Annotated in this window: 15 protein-coding genes and 1 tRNA gene; 5 read left to right on the top strand and 11 right to left on the bottom strand. The window is 39.8% G+C overall.

Going from position 1 to position 17,029, the window contains the following annotated elements; all coding sequences use genetic code 11:
- Window position 1: 1 nt before the first annotated feature.
- Window positions 2-454 carry a hypothetical protein gene (locus tag KKH91_00485; GenBank protein ID MBU0951293.1) on the bottom strand — a complete coding sequence of 151 codons (453 nt, stop codon included), beginning with the start codon at window positions 452-454 and terminating at the stop codon, window positions 2-4.
- Between the two features lie 73 nt (window positions 455-527).
- On the opposite strand from KKH91_00485, the gene pabB reads away from it, so the two are divergent.
- Genes pabB through nifS form a run of 3 tightly spaced genes read left to right on the top strand, consistent with a single transcriptional unit; the run spans window position 528 to window position 3,842 of the window.
- Complete coding sequence (gene pabB / locus KKH91_00480) at window positions 528-1,817, top strand: aminodeoxychorismate synthase component I (protein MBU0951292.1); 1,290 nt, start codon at window positions 528-530, stop codon at window positions 1,815-1,817.
- A complete protein-coding gene (locus tag KKH91_00475; protein ID MBU0951291.1) occupies window positions 1,814-2,641 on the top strand; it encodes an aminotransferase class IV in 828 nt (275 codons plus the stop codon). Before pabB ends, KKH91_00475 begins: the two co-directional genes overlap by 4 nt.
- 4 nt (window positions 2,642-2,645) lie before the next feature.
- The gene (nifS, locus tag KKH91_00470) at window positions 2,646-3,842 is read left to right on the top strand and encodes a cysteine desulfurase NifS (protein MBU0951290.1); all 1,197 of its coding nucleotides are present in this window, start codon (window positions 2,646-2,648) and stop codon (window positions 3,840-3,842) included.
- A gap of 192 nt (window positions 3,843-4,034) precedes the next feature.
- Here the strand turns inward: nifS and KKH91_00465 are convergent, their stop codons facing one another.
- The 10 genes from KKH91_00465 to KKH91_00420 form a co-directional block, all read right to left on the bottom strand.
- Window positions 4,035-4,670, bottom strand: coding sequence for a hypothetical protein (locus tag KKH91_00465; GenBank protein ID MBU0951289.1), 636 nt, complete (start codon window positions 4,668-4,670; stop codon window positions 4,035-4,037).
- A gap of 49 nt (window positions 4,671-4,719) precedes the next feature.
- Complete coding sequence (locus tag KKH91_00460) at window positions 4,720-6,342, bottom strand: NAD+ synthase (GenBank protein ID MBU0951288.1); 1,623 nt, start codon at window positions 6,340-6,342, stop codon at window positions 4,720-4,722.
- Entirely contained in the window at window positions 6,343-7,515 is a 1,173-nt protein-coding gene (locus tag KKH91_00455) for a pyridoxal phosphate-dependent aminotransferase (protein MBU0951287.1), read from the bottom strand.
- 37 nt (window positions 7,516-7,552) lie between these two features.
- On the bottom strand, window positions 7,553-7,753 hold the full coding sequence (locus KKH91_00450; GenBank protein ID MBU0951286.1) for a hypothetical protein: 201 nt from the start codon (window positions 7,751-7,753) through the stop codon (window positions 7,553-7,555).
- Window positions 7,750-8,286 (bottom strand): nucleotidyltransferase, encoded by a 537-nt coding sequence (locus KKH91_00445; GenBank protein MBU0951285.1) that lies wholly within the window; start codon window positions 8,284-8,286, stop codon window positions 7,750-7,752. The genes KKH91_00450 and KKH91_00445 overlap by 4 nt, the downstream gene beginning before the upstream one ends.
- A gap of 17 nt (window positions 8,287-8,303) precedes the next feature.
- Window positions 8,304-8,378, bottom strand: a tRNA-Pro gene (locus KKH91_00440).
- A 6-nt stretch (window positions 8,379-8,384) separates the two neighbouring features.
- Window positions 8,385-8,921 (bottom strand): GyrI-like domain-containing protein, encoded by a 537-nt coding sequence (locus KKH91_00435; protein ID MBU0951284.1) that lies wholly within the window; start codon window positions 8,919-8,921, stop codon window positions 8,385-8,387.
- 36 nt (window positions 8,922-8,957) lie between these two features.
- Window positions 8,958-9,581, bottom strand: coding sequence for an XTP/dITP diphosphatase (locus tag KKH91_00430; GenBank protein ID MBU0951283.1), 624 nt, complete (start codon window positions 9,579-9,581; stop codon window positions 8,958-8,960).
- Window positions 9,578-10,294 (bottom strand): ribonuclease PH, encoded by a 717-nt coding sequence (gene rph / locus KKH91_00425; protein ID MBU0951282.1) that lies wholly within the window; start codon window positions 10,292-10,294, stop codon window positions 9,578-9,580. The genes KKH91_00430 and rph overlap by 4 nt, the downstream gene beginning before the upstream one ends.
- Entirely contained in the window at window positions 10,273-12,930 is a 2,658-nt protein-coding gene (locus tag KKH91_00420; GenBank protein MBU0951281.1) for a valine--tRNA ligase, read from the bottom strand. Before KKH91_00420 ends, rph begins: the two co-directional genes overlap by 22 nt.
- A 98-nt stretch (window positions 12,931-13,028) precedes the next feature.
- Here KKH91_00420 and uvrA point away from each other — a divergent pair, with 98 nt between their 5' ends.
- Window positions 13,029-15,818 carry an excinuclease ABC subunit UvrA gene (uvrA, locus tag KKH91_00415; protein ID MBU0951280.1) on the top strand — a complete coding sequence of 930 codons (2,790 nt, stop codon included), beginning with the start codon at window positions 13,029-13,031 and terminating at the stop codon, window positions 15,816-15,818.
- Window positions 15,815-17,023, top strand: a complete 1,209-nt coding sequence (locus KKH91_00410) for a M23 family metallopeptidase (protein MBU0951279.1) — start codon at window positions 15,815-15,817, stop codon at window positions 17,021-17,023. The genes uvrA and KKH91_00410 overlap by 4 nt, the downstream gene beginning before the upstream one ends.
- Window positions 17,024-17,029: the final 6 nt, after the last annotated feature.

Below are 17,029 nucleotides of genomic sequence, written 5' to 3'. Positions count from 1 at the left end.
TTTACTCGCCTGCGAGGTTAAAGATTTTTTTCGTATCAAATCTCACGCTGGCGCGGTAAATAAGAGAATAGGAATAAAAATACGCCCGCCAACACATAATATCAGCCATAAAGTGCGTTAATACGCCTATATACGCTCCCAGTAAAATCGGCGTCTTTAATTTAATTACAATAAATGTAAACACTGCCAGGACTTCATATGAATGCAAAAGAACATAGACTTTTTTTAACCTGGCTTCATTTAACCTGTAAAAAAAATCACTAAAACCAAACGTGATTTTTTTAACATCCATGAAATAGTCAAATAAATGGTCTAAATCAATAAATATGCCGGCCAATAAAACGCTAATGGCTACTTCATATGATTTGAAGACCAAGTATGCAACGCTGCTTACTGCAATTGAAATTATAATATGGACTTCTAATTTGAAGGCGCACCCCCCAATTTTAAACATTTAGGTATTTGATTTGCAAATATACTATTATTATGTTTTAATAAAATATCATAATTGGAGATAAAAAACAACTTTGATTATTAAAAAAATCCTGACGAACCTTACTGCTATTGAGCTATTTGAGGCTTTAAAAGAAGAAAAAAATGCCATTTTTTTAGACAGCAATGACCCCAGTTCCAAATTCAGCAGGTATACTTTGATTTTCGCAGATCCTTTCCTGAAATTATGTTCAAAAAAAAAGGATGCCTTTAATAAATTAGGTATTTTATTGAATCGATACAAAATATCAGCCAAAAACTGCTATTTCCCTTTGGGCGCTGCGGCCGGGTACGTTTCTTATGAATCCGTTTTGGAATTTGGATTTTACGACTGTTCTATAATTTACGACCATTTTAAGAAACAGGCATATATAGTTTCTACGGGCCTGCCTGAGACGAATAAAACTAAAGCAAAAGAAAGAAGCACAAAACGGCTGAATTACTTTCTGGATAAAATCCAGTCATACAAAAAGACAAACCCTGAAAACGATGTTCTTTACCAAAGACACAGATCAAAAATATTTTCAAACTTTACTAAATCTCAATATTTTGCCGCGATAAACAAAATCAAAAGATACATTGAGCAGGGCGATGTATACCAGGTGAACCTTTCACAGCAATTCCGCACAAAGTCAACAATTAATCCGTATTCGCTTTATAAAATAATCAGGCAAAAGAATAAAGTTCCTTTTGGCTCCTATATAAAATTTAATGACAAAGAAATACTCTCTTTTTCAATGGAAAGGTTCTTAAGGATTCATAAAAACGATGTTGAAACAAGACCCATTAAAGGGACAGTGCCAAGAGGCAATTCGCCGAAGGAAGACCGAAGGCTCGCCAAAGAACTTTTATCCAGCAAGAAAAATCTTGCGGAATTACTTATGATAACCGACCTGGAAAGAAACGACTTGGGCAGGGTCTGCAATTATGGCTCCGTAAAGGTAGAAAAACTGCGGGAAATAGAAAAATATTCGACAGTATTCCATCTGGTTTCGACAATTAGGGGCAAGCTTCATAAAAATGAAACTCATTTGGACTGCTTAAAAGCCTGTTTTCCCGGTGGCTCGATAACCGGCACGCCAAAAATCAGGTCTATGGAAATAATATCAGAACTTGAAAAGACTAAAAGAAATGTTTACTGCGGAGCTATAGGCTATTTTGGGTTCAATAGGATTACTGATTTCAATATTGCGATAAGGACTATATATACTGATAAAGGGAAATTGTATTTTAATTCAGGCAGCGGCATAACCTATGATTCAAACCCGCAGCAGGAATACGAAGAGACACTTTACAAAGTAAAAACTTTTCTGGAGGTTCTATGACAGTTTATTTAAATGGTAAAATTACTGATTTAAATGAAGCAAAAATATCACCTTTAGACAAAGGGTTTCTCTTCGGGTCAGGAGTATTTGAAACTCTTCGTTCCTATAACAAGTCCATTCCTTTTGTTGACAAGCATTACAAAAGGTTAAAAAGAAGCGCAAAAGAATTGCGAATCCCTTTTAAGCTTTCCCTGAAAGACTTAACCGGTATTTTGTTTAAATTGCTTGAAGCTAATAATTTAAACAATGCTTATATCAGGATCACGCTCAGCGCCGGCACAGAAAAACCGACACTTTTCATATTTATGAAAAAATTAGACCCTATCCCTGGAACATTTTATTCAAAAGGCGCAGATTTGGCTATTTCTTCTTACAGAACCAATAATTATTCTTTTCTGCCTAAATATAAAACGCTGAGTTACCTTGAAAACCTGAATGAAAAAACAAAAGCCCTTAAAATGAAATGCTTTAATTCTTTATATACGGATCCATCAGGAAAATACTTAACCGAATGCGCGTCAGCCAATATATTTGTCGTGAAGGGCAAAACAGTCTATACCCCGGCCTTAGAGCCCTTTCCCATTCTTCCGGGAATAATAAGGGAAGTTATTAAAGATTTATGTAAAATTTTGAATTTGAAATTAGTTGAGAAGAATATTTTAAAAACTGAATTACTCAATGCGGATGAAGTATTTATTACAAATTCAAAGATTGGAATAATTCCGATAAAAAAGATAGGCGGCTTTTATATTGGGAAGCCGGGTAAAATTACCCAATTACTTATGAACCAATATTTCAAAACAGCCTTTAATTTGGTAAAATAGGCATATGAAACGTATTTACATAGACCACAACGCAACCACACCGGTTCACCCCGAAGTTTTACGAGAGATGTTGCCATTTTTGAAAGAAAATTTTGGCAACCCTTCCAGTATCCACTGGTTTGGACAACAGGCGCACAATACTTTGGAAAATGCCCGGGAACAGGTAGCATCCTTATTTAATGCTGAAACCGCAGAAATATTCTTCACTTCCGGCGGAACCGAATCAGACAATTTAGCTATAAAAGGGGCGGTGTCTGCTTTAAGACAGGACTGCAGTCATATAGTAACTTCACAGATAGAACACCATGCAGTGTTAAACACATGCAAATATCTTGAAGAAGGCCTCAAGGTTACTTACCTGCCTGTTGATAAATATGGTATTGTTAAATTAGGTGAACTTGAAAAAACGATTACGGCTAATACAATACTGGTAACAATAATGTTTGCAAACAACGAAACAGGCGCCATTCAGCCGATTGAAGATATTTGTAAAATAATTCAATCTGTTAATAATGAACGCTCAAAAATCAGCCGGCCTAATGTTGTTTTTCATACAGATGCAGTACAGGCAGTGGGCAAATTACCTATAGACCTCAAACAGCTAGAGGTAGATTTGCTATCTCTTTCCGCGCATAAAATTAACGGCCCGAAAGGCATAGGAGCGTTATATATCCGCAAGGGAACAAAAATGCAGCCTCTATTACACGGCGGCCACCACGAAAAAAACATGCGGGCCGGAACTGAAAATATCCCGGGTATAGTCGCTTTGGGTAAAGCCTGTGAAATCGCAAAAAAAACCCTTGAAAAAGAAGCAAAACATCTTGCGAAATTGCGGAATAAACTTTGGAAGGGTATTTCTGAAAAGATTGAACATGTCAATCTCAACGGGCTTCCGGAAAAATGCCTGCCGAATACTTTAAACGTATCTTTTGAATTTATCGAAGGCGAGTCTATGCTTCTTAACCTTGATTTAAAAGGCATCGCGGCGTCAGCCGGGTCAGCCTGCACCAGCGGAAGCATGGAACCCTCTCATGTTTTAAGCGCTATGGGAGTGGATCCGGTAAAAGCACAAGGCTCGCTGAGGTTTTCTTTAGGCCTGAATAATACGGAAGAAGAAATAGACTATATCGTGGAAACTCTTCCGGGTATTGTTAAAAAATTGCGCGCCATGTCCCCCATTTATAAGAATAAAAAGAAATAAAAGGAACATCCAATATTCTGATTACCTGGAAACTTATGGGTTTTGTGATCGGTATTATTGGAAACTTTTTTGAAACTCCGTAAGTAGCAGGAATGGTATTATCGCTTGCCGGGCCGATAACTTCTTACGGAACTATTTTGGTTGTTAAAAAAGAATTCGGGCTGAAAATATTGATTATTTATCTGGCGGTTATTAGTGTTTTGTCTTTACTGGCGGGGATTTCATTTTCGCTTCTGTTTCAGGGGTATAGAGTTTCTCCCTTTTAAGCATCCTTAAAAATGAATCGAGGTGTTTGCTGACTTTTTTGCCATTAGCGTTTCCAGCAATAGTCTGAAGGAAAAGTTTTTTAAGTATATCTATATCTATTTCGTCCTGCCTTAATTTTACCAGCATCAAACAATCACGAAGGTCGTCTGACTTAGCCCTGAATAATTTGCTGATTATGATATCGTAATAATTAAGCACGCCTACGTACATATATTTATATTGCTTAAGCGGGATATGCCAATCTCTATCGAGAGGTGAATTCATCAGTTCAATAGTATCAGTTTTATCTCCCCTGTAAAAATCAACCTTAAAACCGTATTCCCTCTTCAACCCGCCTTTTTTGTTTGATACATAGCCTTGTTGTTGAAGAATTTTTGTTAAATAATCGTATTCGGTAAATTTTGGAACGATGAAATGTATATCGGTGGTCGTTTCTTTAATATCCAGAAAGGTTAATGCCGTACTGCCGCAGGCAATAAGGTGAACTCTTTTGCCTATTATGCTATCCCAGGCAATAAGCTCATTAAACAGGCTTGTTTTATCTACTTTTGGGTTGTTCAAGGTAGTTACATTATATCAAATTTGGGGGTGTTTAGCAAGGAAAAGTCAATTACTCGTAGAACTTATTGGTTATCGGCATGCGGCGGTCGCGCCCGAAAGACTTTGGCGTGATCTTTATTCCCAGGGGGGACTGCCTTCTTTTGTATTCGTTTCTGTCAATCATCGAAATAACTTTTTTTGCGGTATCCTTCCTGATGCCTTTCCTTACAATACTGTCCAGGCTATAGTCCTTTTCAACATATTCGTCGATTATTTTATCTAATTCACTGTAAGGCGGCAGGGTATCCTGGTCAGTCTGGTTTTTCTTTAATTCTGCGGTTGGCGGGCGCACAAAAATGCTTATAGGGATAAGTTCTTTCCCCTCTTTTTTATTCCTATATTGCGACAATTTATAAACAAGAGTTTTCGGTACATCTTTGATAAGTGCAAACCCTCCGGCAGTATCGCCGTATAGCGTGCAATATCCAACGCTAAGCTCGCTCTTGTTGCCGGTAGTAACAACAAGCCAGCCAAACTTGTTTGAAAAAGCCATAAGAATATTGCCCCTGATACGCGCCTGTATATTTTCTTCCGTAATGTTGGGTTTTGTGCCTTTAAAAGGCCCGCTAAATGTTTCCAGATACGCTTTGTGGAGCTTTTTAATGGGAATAACGTATAATTTTATTCCTAAATTTTTAGCAAGTTTTTTCGCATCATTCAGCGTACCGCTTGAAGAATACTGCGAAGGCATGGTTAAAGCGACTACATTGTCTTTACCCAATGCATCCACAGCTAAAGCGGCAACTAACGCAGAATCTATGCCTCCGCTAAGCCCTAAAACTATCTTTTTAAAACCGTTCTTTTTAACATAATCGCTGAACCCCAGCACGAGAGCCGCATAAACTTCTTCCAATAAAGAAAACTTTCGTTCAATTCTATTACCGCACGGTTTTGCGCAATCTATATCAACCGTTAAAAGATCTTCCTCGAATTGTTTTGCCCGGGCTATTAGTTTGCCCTTATCGTCAAATGCCATACTCGCTCCATCAAAAACCAGTTCATCCTGAGCCCCGGCACAATTACAATAAAGAACGAAGGTTTTATTTTCTTTTGCAATCCGGCGTACAACGTTCTGGCGCAAGTCCAATTTCTGAATATGGTAAGGGGATGCTGAAATATTTATTATTATTCTGGCTTTCCCGGAAGCTGCCTGCGCTTTTTGCGGCCCGTTGCTGTGCCAGATATCTTCGCAGATATTGATCCCTATTTTCCTGCCTTTGCCAAAATTTATTACCGGGCAGGTATCACCCGGGGTAAAATAGCGCAGTTCATCAAAAACACCGTAATTCGGCAGAAATATTTTTTTATAAATACTTACAAGCTTTTTGTTGTTTATTAAAGCTGCAGCATTGTAGAGTTTGCCTTTTTCACGGTAAGGAAAACTGACTATTGCAAATATCGATTCTGTTTTTTCAATGATTTTATCGAGGTATTCCCTGTTTTTACTGATGAAATGCGGCTTAAGAAGTAAATCTTCCGGCGGGTAACCGCTCAAAGCAAGTTCAGGAAAAACAACAATATCGGAACCAAGTTCCCTGGCTTTATCTATATATTGTATTATCTTCTCTGAATTGCCTGCAAGATCGCCTACTGTGGTATTTATTTGGGCCAAACAGGCCCTGATATTTTTCATTTACTCGGCTATCTTATGCCATACACTCTGCATGCGTTTTACTGCTTCTTTTATTCTATGAACCGGAGCGGAACCGAAAGACAATCTCAAAAAGCCTTCACCGTATTTTCCAAAAGCAGCGCCAGAAAGCGTGGCGACGTGCCCTTCTTCAAACAGTATTTCAAAAACTTCTTTGCTTGTTTTACCGGTTTCCCTTATATCAAGAAATAAATAAATACCGCCTTTAGGGCAATGGCATTTTACTTTGGGCAATTTTACGATTTCTTTTACAAAAACATCCCTGCGTTTTTTTAATTCCCCGCGCATTTTTGTGACTATTGCTTCCGGGGCTTTAAGCGCTGCAATCCCCGCCCATTGAGTAAAATTCGGAGAGCAGGAAATTGAGTTGTTGATAAGATTCGAGACTACTTTTGCCAGGTCTTTGTTCATTACACCGTAACCCACGCGCCAGCCGCTCATAGAATAGCTCTTTGTGAAAGCGTTTAAAATAATCGTTCTTTCTTTCATGTTCGGGAGAGAACTGATACTTTCAAATTTTCCTTCAAAAACAAATTTATCATAAACTTCGTCTGAAAGCACCCATAAATCATGTTCTTTAGCCAATTGGGCAATACGGACTAAACTTTCATGGGTCAGGATCCCTCCTGTGGGGTTCTGCGGTGAATTGACGATAATATACTTAGTTTTTTTGTTTATAAGTTTTTCAAGGAGATCCAAATCGAAATTAAAATTCTTTTCCGCTATTAAAGGGATCGGAACCGGTTTTGCATCAATAAAATTAACGACAGATTCGTATGTAGGGAATCCCGGGTTCGGAACAAGGACTTCATCACCTGCATTGATTGTCGCGAGCAAAGTATAAAAAATAATGGGTTTTGCTCCGGGAGTTACAACTACTTCTTCCGGTTCAACAGGTATGCCGCGGGTTTTAGCTATATATTTTGCAATTTCAATCCTGAATTCAAGTAATCCCTGGGAAGGGAGATAATGTGTTTTATTTTCATCAATAGCCTTTTTACAGGCGTTTTTAATAACTGTCGGTGTATCAAAATCGGTATCGCCTATTTCCATATGGACCATGTTGATACCTTTGCGTTCCATCTCTTTTGCTCTTGCCAATACGTGAAAAGCCTGCTCTGTGCCCAACTTGCTGATTCGGTCCGCGATCTGCATTTTATACCTCTCTAATACCCCATGGTGTATATTCCCTTTATATTTTTACGTTTTTATAAGTTACAATTCGCTTTTCTTGTTTAATCGGGTTAAATGATTGCAAAGCATCCAGCCATGATATGTATTTTTCAAATGTATTAAATTTAACAGGAACAACGCCTTTCCTGAATTCCAATTTACGTTTTTTATTTTTAGCATCACACAACATTTCCTTTTTTTCTTGCACGGAAAGTTTCATTTTATTCTCTTGACTATTTCTTTTAATTCCTTGCCTCTATTAAATAACTTAAAATATTCTTCTACCAATTTAAAATTAAGACTTTCTTTATTCCATTTAATTACTTGCTCAATATCAGCTATATCCTGATGATACCTTTGCGGATCATTTGAAATTGCCTGTATTTTTAAACCGATTATATCTTCAGGCCCTATGACTTTTATTTGTTGGCCAAAAACATCTTTGTATTTTGCCCTGGAGAGCATATTTAATGCATATTTTCTATGGGCAAATAAGAAATCAACTTGGCCTAAATCGGTAAAATCAGACAAATAATTAGCTACATTTTCAGTTTTTTGAAGAACCTTATATCCATATTTCTTCATGATATTGTTTACTAAATCTGACTGATCAAGCAGTACCATAAAGTCAATATCAAGGGTAGTTCTGCTTACCTTGGAATAATAAAGAGCATGTCCGCCTATTAGAGCAAATTCAACCTTATTGTTTTGAAACTCTGATATCAATAACTTGAACACTTTTTCAAAATTCATAATTCCAAAAGGAAAAATCGGGGTGATTGGATTCGAACCAACGACCCTCCGGTCCCAAACCGGATGCTCTAAGCCAACTGAGCCACACCCCGATTTAATTATTTCTTTGTTACCGGGAAAAGATATTCTATTTCCCAATCTTTGCCATTCATCTTGTATATTTCAATAACACCGCTGTTAATAGTAAACCCATTTTGGGTAATCCAAGGCATTGCTTTAGGATACACAACAAATGCGCCCATTGCAGGATGGCCTTTAAAAACGGCTGTTACATATAAACGCTTGTCAATCTTTTTGAATTTAAACGGCTCCGGTAATTTAACAACGGGTTTCTGAACCAACATACCGCCATTGCTTAATAAATCTGCTTCTTTAACTTTACTAGGATCGCTAAGATATTCTCCGAAAGAGTCTATACTTGCATATTTGTTGTCTTTTAGGTATTTATCGACTAAAGCTATCGTTTCAGTTATTTTCATATATGACCCTTTATGCTCTGCATAAACCATATTCAAGGGGCCAATTTCCTGCGTTTTAAATTCAATCTTCTGGAACACTCCTGCCTGCCACATTCCAAAAACCACTAAACCAACAAGCACAACAAAAACAATTACAATAATTTTAAACGCTTTCATCTTTTTCCTCACTTGTAGAAGATTGGAAGATTGGATTTATTTATTATATGAACTATTGCTCAATATTTCAAGTAGTATTTCTTTTGACTTTCTTAGCGCCGCGCCGCGGTGGCTGATTTTATTTTTTTCTTCCGATGACATTTGAGAAAAGGTTTTATTCTGTCCTTCCGGGATAAAAATCGGGTCATAGCCGAACCCATTATCGCCTTGCGCTTTTGCCGCTATTTTCCCTTTCATAACGCCTTCAACAGTATAAGTTTTGCCGTTTGGAACAACTACAGCTATTACACAGCGAAACCTTGCAGTCCGTTTGCTATCAGGAATATCTTTAAGCAGAGACAGCAGCTTCTTATTATTATCCTCATAACTGCATTGTTCTCCGGCAAAACGCGCGGAATAAACCCCCGGTTCGCCGTTTAATTTATTCACTTCAAGGCCGGTGTCATCAGCCAGGGCAATAAGGCCGGTAAATTCTGAAATCTCTCTTGCTTTTTTTATTGCATTTTCTTCAAGAGTTAAGCCATCTTCAACAACTTCCGGGGCATTTTGGAAATCCCCCAGGGACAAAATCTCAATATTGCCCGGCACTTTCATTACAGCGGCAATTTCTTTTATTTCCCTGAGCTTATTTTTGTTATCTGTCGCTATTACCAGCTTCATAGTTTGATTATTTTTTTCTGGTGTTTTACTATCTCTTTTATTCCATTTTTTGCGAGATCCAGCATTTCCTTCATGTCTTTATCCGTGAATACTTTGCCCTCTGCGGTGGACTGAACTTCTATGTACTCATTCTTGTCTGTCATTACCACGTTCATGTCAACCTGCGCGGCGTTATCTTCGGTACAGCACATATCAAGTATCTTTTTATTATTGACCATTCCTACGCTGATGGCTCCGATATAGCTCTTGATAGGATTGTTAAAAAGTTTTTTTTCTGCGATTAGTTTCTGAATTGCCTGGCTGAGAGCAATAAAGGCCCCGTTGATTGATGCGGTCCTTGTTCCGCCATCGGCCTGGATAACATCACAGTCTATAACGATTGTCCTGCGGCCTAATTTTGACAAGTCGACAATCGCCCTTAAAGACCTGCCGATTAATCTCTGTATCTCATGGGTTCTGCCGGAACCAATACTTCTTTGCCTGGCGGTACGTTCCTTTCCTGCGCGGGGAAGCATGGCATATTCAGCTGATACCCAACCTATTTCTTTGGCTTCGCAGTGCGGAGGAACCCTGTCTTCAGTGATTGTTGCAACACATAAAATTTTTGTATCACCCATCTGGAACAAACACGAACCGTCGCCGAATTTCACATAATTTTGTGTAACTTTTATTGGACGCAAACCCGTACCTCCTAATTCAAAGCTTCTAAATATTTTTTTAAACTGGCTAATTTACTTTCATTTTCCTGTTGGAAACCTTTCAATCTTTCTATCTCCTTTTCAGGCGCATGCTGTAAAAACTTTTCATCTGCTAATTTTCTGTTAAGGTTCGCTATGTCGTTCACAATTTTCTGCATATTTTTGTCGAGGCGCGCCTTTTCCTTCTCGAAATCAATTATTCCTTCAAGAAGCACAAATACTTCCACATCTCCAGCAGCAAAGAAAGCTGAATGTTTCGGTTTATTGCCGGAGCAAGAAATTTTATTAACCTTACACATCAGCGTAAGGTTAAGCAGGTATTTATTCAAAATACCGGTCTTGCTAGCCTTGCTAGTATCCTTGCTGTTGACCACTATTTCAAAAGTTTTTTGCGGTTGTACATTCATGTCTGCGCGGATAGTCCTGATGCCGTTAATTATTTCCATTATAAAACCTATTTCATTTTCGGCATCCGGATTCTCTAGTTTAGCGTCTTTTTTCGGCCAGGGGGCCAGCAGGATGCTTTCAGCTGATTCACTTTCCGGCATGAATTCTTTTATTTTTTGATAAAGTTCTTCCGTAACAAACGGCATGACCGGATGTATCAATTTCAGCGAACCTGCCAGCACATGCAACAGAACTGCCTGTATGGTTTTTTTCTGTTCGGGGTCGGCAAAACGCGGCTTCGAGAATTCAAGATACCAATCGCAATATTTTGACCAGAAAAACTCATGGATTGTGTGCGCCGCGGCGGTAAAATTCAATTCTTCTAAAGACTTTGAGGTTTTTTCTATGGTTGTGTTATATTCGGATAAAATCCACTTATCCATAGGGGCCAGAGAGGATTCTAAATTTGAAATTTGAAATTTGAAATTACTATCAACATTCATAAGGATAAATCTTGTGGCGTTCCAGATTTTGTTGCAGAAATTCCTGCCGATTTCACATTTTTCTTTTGCAAAGAGTATATCCTGACCCATGGGAGAAAGGTATGTAATTGTGAATCTTAAGGCATCGGCGCTGTATTCATTGATAATATCAATAGGGTCGGGTGAATTTCCCAAAGACTTGCTCATTTTTCTACCCTGGGCGTCTCTCACCATGCTATTAAAATAAACTTTCTTGAAAGGCACTTCGCCCATAAATTCAAGGCCGGCCATAATCATCCTTGCTACCCAGAAAAATATAATGTCAGCCGCGGTTATAAGTGTTGTTGTCGGATAAAAGTATCGCAGGTCTGCGCTTTCTTTGGGCCAGCCGAGAGTTGAAAACGGCCATAACCAGGAAGAAAACCAGGTATCTAACACATCTGGGTCTTGTTCTATTTCAGTTCCGCCGCATTTTGGGCACTTATCTGGTTTTTTTGTTGAAACTATCGGAGGGCAGTTTGTATTTTTACAATAATAGACCGGAATCCTATGGCCCCACCACAACTGCCTGGAGATACACCAATCATTTATATTCTCCATCCAGTGCTGGTAAACCTTTGTCCATCTTTCCGGATAAAATTCTATTTTACCGTCAAGCACGACTTTAAGCGCTTTTTCTGCCAGAGGCTTCATCTTCACAAACCACTGGTCAGATAGATAGGGCTCAATCATAGTATCGCATCTATAGCAATGCCCTACTGCGTTTTTATGCTTTTCTATCTTTAAAATCAAATCTTTTGCGGTTAAATCTTCAACAATTTTTTTACGGCATTCAAAACGGTCAAGGCACCGGTACTCTTCCGGCACATTTTCGTTCATTTTTGCGGCAGTATCAAAAACTACTATTCTTTCCAGGTTGTGCCTCAACCCTACTTGATAGTCGTTAGGGTCGTGAGCAGGTGTTACTTTAACCATGCCTGTGCCGAATGCTTTATCTACAAATGCATCAGCTATTATCGGGATTTCCCTGTTTACCAAAGGCAAAATCGCAGTTTTCCCGATAAGCTGTTTATATCTTTCGTCAGACGGGCTTACGGCTATAGCTACATCGCCAAGCATGGTTTCCGGCCTGGTTGTTGCAACAACCACATAAGCATCTGAATCTTTTATCGGATATTTTATATACCACAGGTTTCCATCATGGTCTCTATGGTCAACTTCATCGTCGCTGAGGGCCGTACCGCATCTCGGGCACCAATTTACTATATATTTGCCTTTGTAAATCAGCCCCTTATCATAAAGTTTTACGAAAACTTCCCGAACTGCTTCTGAAAGCCCTTCGTCAAGTGTGAAACGCTCTCTATGCCAGTCGCAGGAACACCCTAAATATCTTAATTGCCTGATTATCGTACCGCCGTATTCTTCTTTCCATTTCCAGACGTACTCGATAAATTTTTCGCGGCCCAGGTCTCTTCTGAATATTTTCTCTTTGGCGAGTTTTTTTTCAACAACGTTCTGGGTGGCTATTCCTGCGTGGTCGGTTCCGGGGATCCAGCAGGTTTCGAACCCGTCCATTCTTTTATATCTTGCAAGAATATCCTGCAGGGTATTGTTCAGGACGTGCCCCATGTGAAGGATTCCGGTGATATTTGGCGGAGGGATGACCATTACAAATGGTTTTTTGGAAGGGTTTACGCGCGCTTCAAAATATTTCTTTTCTTCCCAGAATTTATACCATTTGGCTTCGGTTTCTTTAGGATTATAAACTTTTTCCAGTTCCATGATTGTCCATTATATCTAAATCAGCCGTTTAAGTCAAAAAATGATATGTTAAAAATGTATTTTTGTCAAAAAAATAATAATTTGCTATATATACAGTCATGGATAAAATAGTCATCCGCGGAGCAAGGGAACACAACCTAAAAAACATCCACCTGGAAATTCCGCGCGATAAACTTGTCGTAATAACAGGTTTATCAGGCTCTGGAAAATCCAGCCTGGCTTTTGATACAATTTACGCTGAAGGCCAGCGCAGGTACATAGAATCCCTTTCAACCTACGCGCGCCAATTTCTGGATCTGATGGAAAAACCCGATGTGGATTACATTTCAGGCCTTTCCCCCGCTATCGCTATCCAGCAAAGAACTCCAAGCCATAACCCGCGTTCAACGGTCGGCACCGTAACGGAAATTTACGATTATTTACGCCTTCTATATGCAAGAATCGGCATTCCTCACTGCCCCCAATGTGGCAAAAAGATCCTGCCTCAATCATCGCAGCAAATTATCGACGAATTAAGCGGCCTGCCGAATGATACAAAAATTCAAATCCTGGCGCCCCTGGTAAAAGGAAGAACCGGGACCTATTCGGAACTTTTTAACAGATTGCAGTCAAACGGCTATGTGCGGGTAAGAGTTGACGGCAAAACTTATGACCTGGAAGAAAACATCCAATTAGACCGCTATAAAAAACATGAAATTGATGTTGTCGTAGACAGGATCACTATAGCAGACAACGTCCGTGAACGTTTGTCTGATTCCGTTGAAACTGCGCTTAAAGAATCACGCGGTCTGCTCAAGGCAATAATCGGAAACACCGAGAAAATATTCAGCGAGCATCACGCCTGCCCGGAATGCGCAATCAGTATTCCCGAAATAGAACCAAGAACCTTTTCCTTCAATTCTCCCTTCGGCGCCTGCCCGGAATGCGACGGGCTGGGAACAAAATTTGAGGTTGACCCAGCGCTTGTTATTCCTGACCCGGCCCTTTCTATCGACCAGGGCGCTATAAGGCCCTGGTCTAACCCGATTACAACCCGCACTCACCGGTGGAAATCCTCCTGGGAGGGCTATTATGAAGGAATGCTTTCAGATTTGTGCAGAAAAAATCATATACCGGTAAATAAACCATTTAAAACTCTTACCCAGGAACAAAAAAAACTTATTTTCTACGGACAGGACGAATTTGAAGGCGTCATAACCAACCTTAGCAGGAGATACAAGGAAACGGAATCAGATTATGTCAAAGAAGAAATATACAACAAATACATAACGCGTAAAATCTGCCCTCTTTGCCGCGGCACAAGGCTAAAAAAGGAAACTCTCGGAATAACCATTTCCAACAAATCCATCGCTGAAATATCAAGCATGTCAATCGACAAGGCAGCGGAATTTTTCTCCAAACTGGAATTATCCGAAAAAGAAAAAGTCATCGCAAAACAAATATTCAAGGAAATTAACCAGCGGCTGAAATTCCTTATTGATGTGGGTTTGAATTATATTACTCTTGAAAGGGAAACCCAGACACTTGCCGGCGGCGAGGCCCAAAGAATTCACCTGGCTACCCGGATTGGCTCCGGATTAACGGGCGTTCTGTACGTGCTTGACGAACCCACTATCGGCTTGCACCAGAAAGATAATAAAAGATTACTGGATACACTTTTAAAATTGAGGGATCTGGGCAACACGCTGATAGTTGTTGAACACGATAAAGATACAATTGAAGCAAGCGATTGGATTGTAGACCTGGGGCCGGGCGCCGGCATTCACGGCGGCAAAGTAATTGCAAACGGGCCACTGGAAACAATATTAAAAGAAAAAGAATCCCTGACTGGACAGTATTTGAACGGAAAGCTCCGGATATCCGTACCGAAAGAACGCAGGAACCCATCGGGAAAAGCTATTAAAATTACCGGAGCCTCCCAATTTAACCTGAAGCATATTGATGTTTCAATCCCCATCGGATTATTAACCTGCATAACCGGCGTTTCCGGTTCGGGAAAATCCACGCTAGTCTATGAAATTTTATATAAAGCCCTGGCTCAGAAGTTTTACCAGTCAAAAGAAGCTCCCGGAAAATTTAATTCAATCAAAGGGACGGAAAATATTGACAAAATAATAATTGTTGACCAGTCCCCCATAGGCAGGACTCCAAGGTCCAATGCCGCAACTTATACCGGAGTTTTCGGGCCTATCCGGGATATTTTTTCCCGGCTTCCCGAAGCGAAAAGAAGAGGTTTCGGGCCCGGCAGGTTCAGTTTCAACGTAAAGGGCGGCAGGTGCGAAAATTGCCAGGGCGACGGCACAATAAAAATAGAAATGCAGTTCCTGCCTGACGTTTATGTAAAATGCGAAGTCTGTAAAGGCGCCAGGTTTAATGAAGAAACCCTTCGGGTCCGTTTCAAAGGAAAAAATATTGCGGAACTCCTGGATATGCCCGTTGAAGAAGCTTTAGGCTTTTTCAAAAACATCCCACAGATTGCGCGCACACTGCAGACTTTAAACGATGTAGGCCTGGGCTATATAAAAATCGGGCAATCAGCACCCGCTTTATCCGGAGGAGAAGCCCAAAGGGTGAAACTCGCAACCGAACTATCCAAAAGGGCAACAGGGAAAACGCTCTACATACTCGATGAACCTACGACGGGCCTGCATTTCGCGGATGTTGAAAAACTTCTTAACGTTTTGCATAAATTGGCTGACTTAAAAAATACGGTTGTTATAATAGAACACAACTTGGAAGTGATAAAAACCGCAGACTGGATAATCGACCTGGGCCCGGACGGAGGAAATGCCGGCGGAGAAATAACAGCCGAAGGCACGCCGGAAGACATTGTTAAAAACAAGAAGTCCTATACGGGCCAGTATTTAAAGGAATACATATCCAAATGAAAAAAAACAACATTTTGATTTCAGCGCTGGCCCTTTTGATTGTTTTTATTATTTTCTTTTTAAACAGGGGCGGTTATTTTAATTCTAAACCGGTGATTGTGCTTTCATCAGGGACTATCCAGACGGGCGATACCCTTAAGGAAATCCTCATGGACCAGGAAGGAATAATTCCGGGAGAAACCAGAAACCTCATAAACACGCTCAATTCAAATTTTGATATCCGTGGAATTCAGCCCGGGCAGGTTTACGAAATTTATAAAACAACGTTCGGCACGGTCAACAGGTTCAATTACTGGACTAATCCGATAGAATACTGTTCCATAGAAAAATCATCCAGCAATATTTTTTACTGTAAAAAAAATGCGGTCTCTTCAACGCTGGAGATTAAAACATTTTCCGGCACTATCCAAACCAGCCTTTACGAAGCAATGATAAAAGCGGGTAACCCGCCTGAGCTTATTATGAAATTCGCTGATATTTTTTCCTGGCAAATTGACTTTTTCAGCGACTTGAGGCAGGGCGACACGTTTAAACTTGCCTATGAAACCTACAAGTACAGCAACGGCGTTGTCCGAGAAGGAAAGATTTTGTCTGCTAGCTATAATGGCCGGCAAATTGGCCTGCATAAAGCGGTTTATTTCGAAAGCAAGGACAAAAAATTCACAGATTACTTTACACCGGAGGGCGGTTCGCTGAAAAAATTATTTTTAAAAGCGCCGGTAAACTTCAGAAGAATCTCTTCATTTTTCTCTACAAAAAGGTTTCATCCGATTCTAAGGATTTTTAGGTCGCATTTGGGCATTGATTATTCTGCTGCTACAGGAACACCTATTGTAACAATAGGTGAAGGAACTGTTACCTTCGCCGGATGGAAAGGCGGGTTCGGTAAAATGATTATTATTAGGCATAACTCAACATATACAACCCTATACGGGCATCTTTCAAGATTTGGAAAAAGAATAAGCTCAGGAGCCCGGGTGGGGCAGGGGCAGGTTATCGGTTATGTGGGTTCTACAGGTCTTTCTACGGGGCCTCATCTGGATTTTCGCATCACTCAGAACGGCAGGTTTGTAAATTTTATGAAACTTAAATTTCCACCGGCGGCAAATATACCTAAAAATTATATCGATGAATTTATTATACAAAAAGACCATGCGCTTAAATTATTAGAAACACCGCCAGAGACAAATCCGAAAAACAAATAGTTGCCT

The organism is Elusimicrobiota bacterium (assembly GCA_018816525.1).
Taxonomy (GTDB): domain Bacteria; phylum Elusimicrobiota; class Endomicrobiia; order CG1-02-37-114; family XYA2-FULL-39-19; genus OXYB2-FULL-48-7.
The sequence above is the reverse complement of the archived record's forward strand: the minus strand, read 5'-3'. Positions and strand labels throughout refer to the sequence as shown.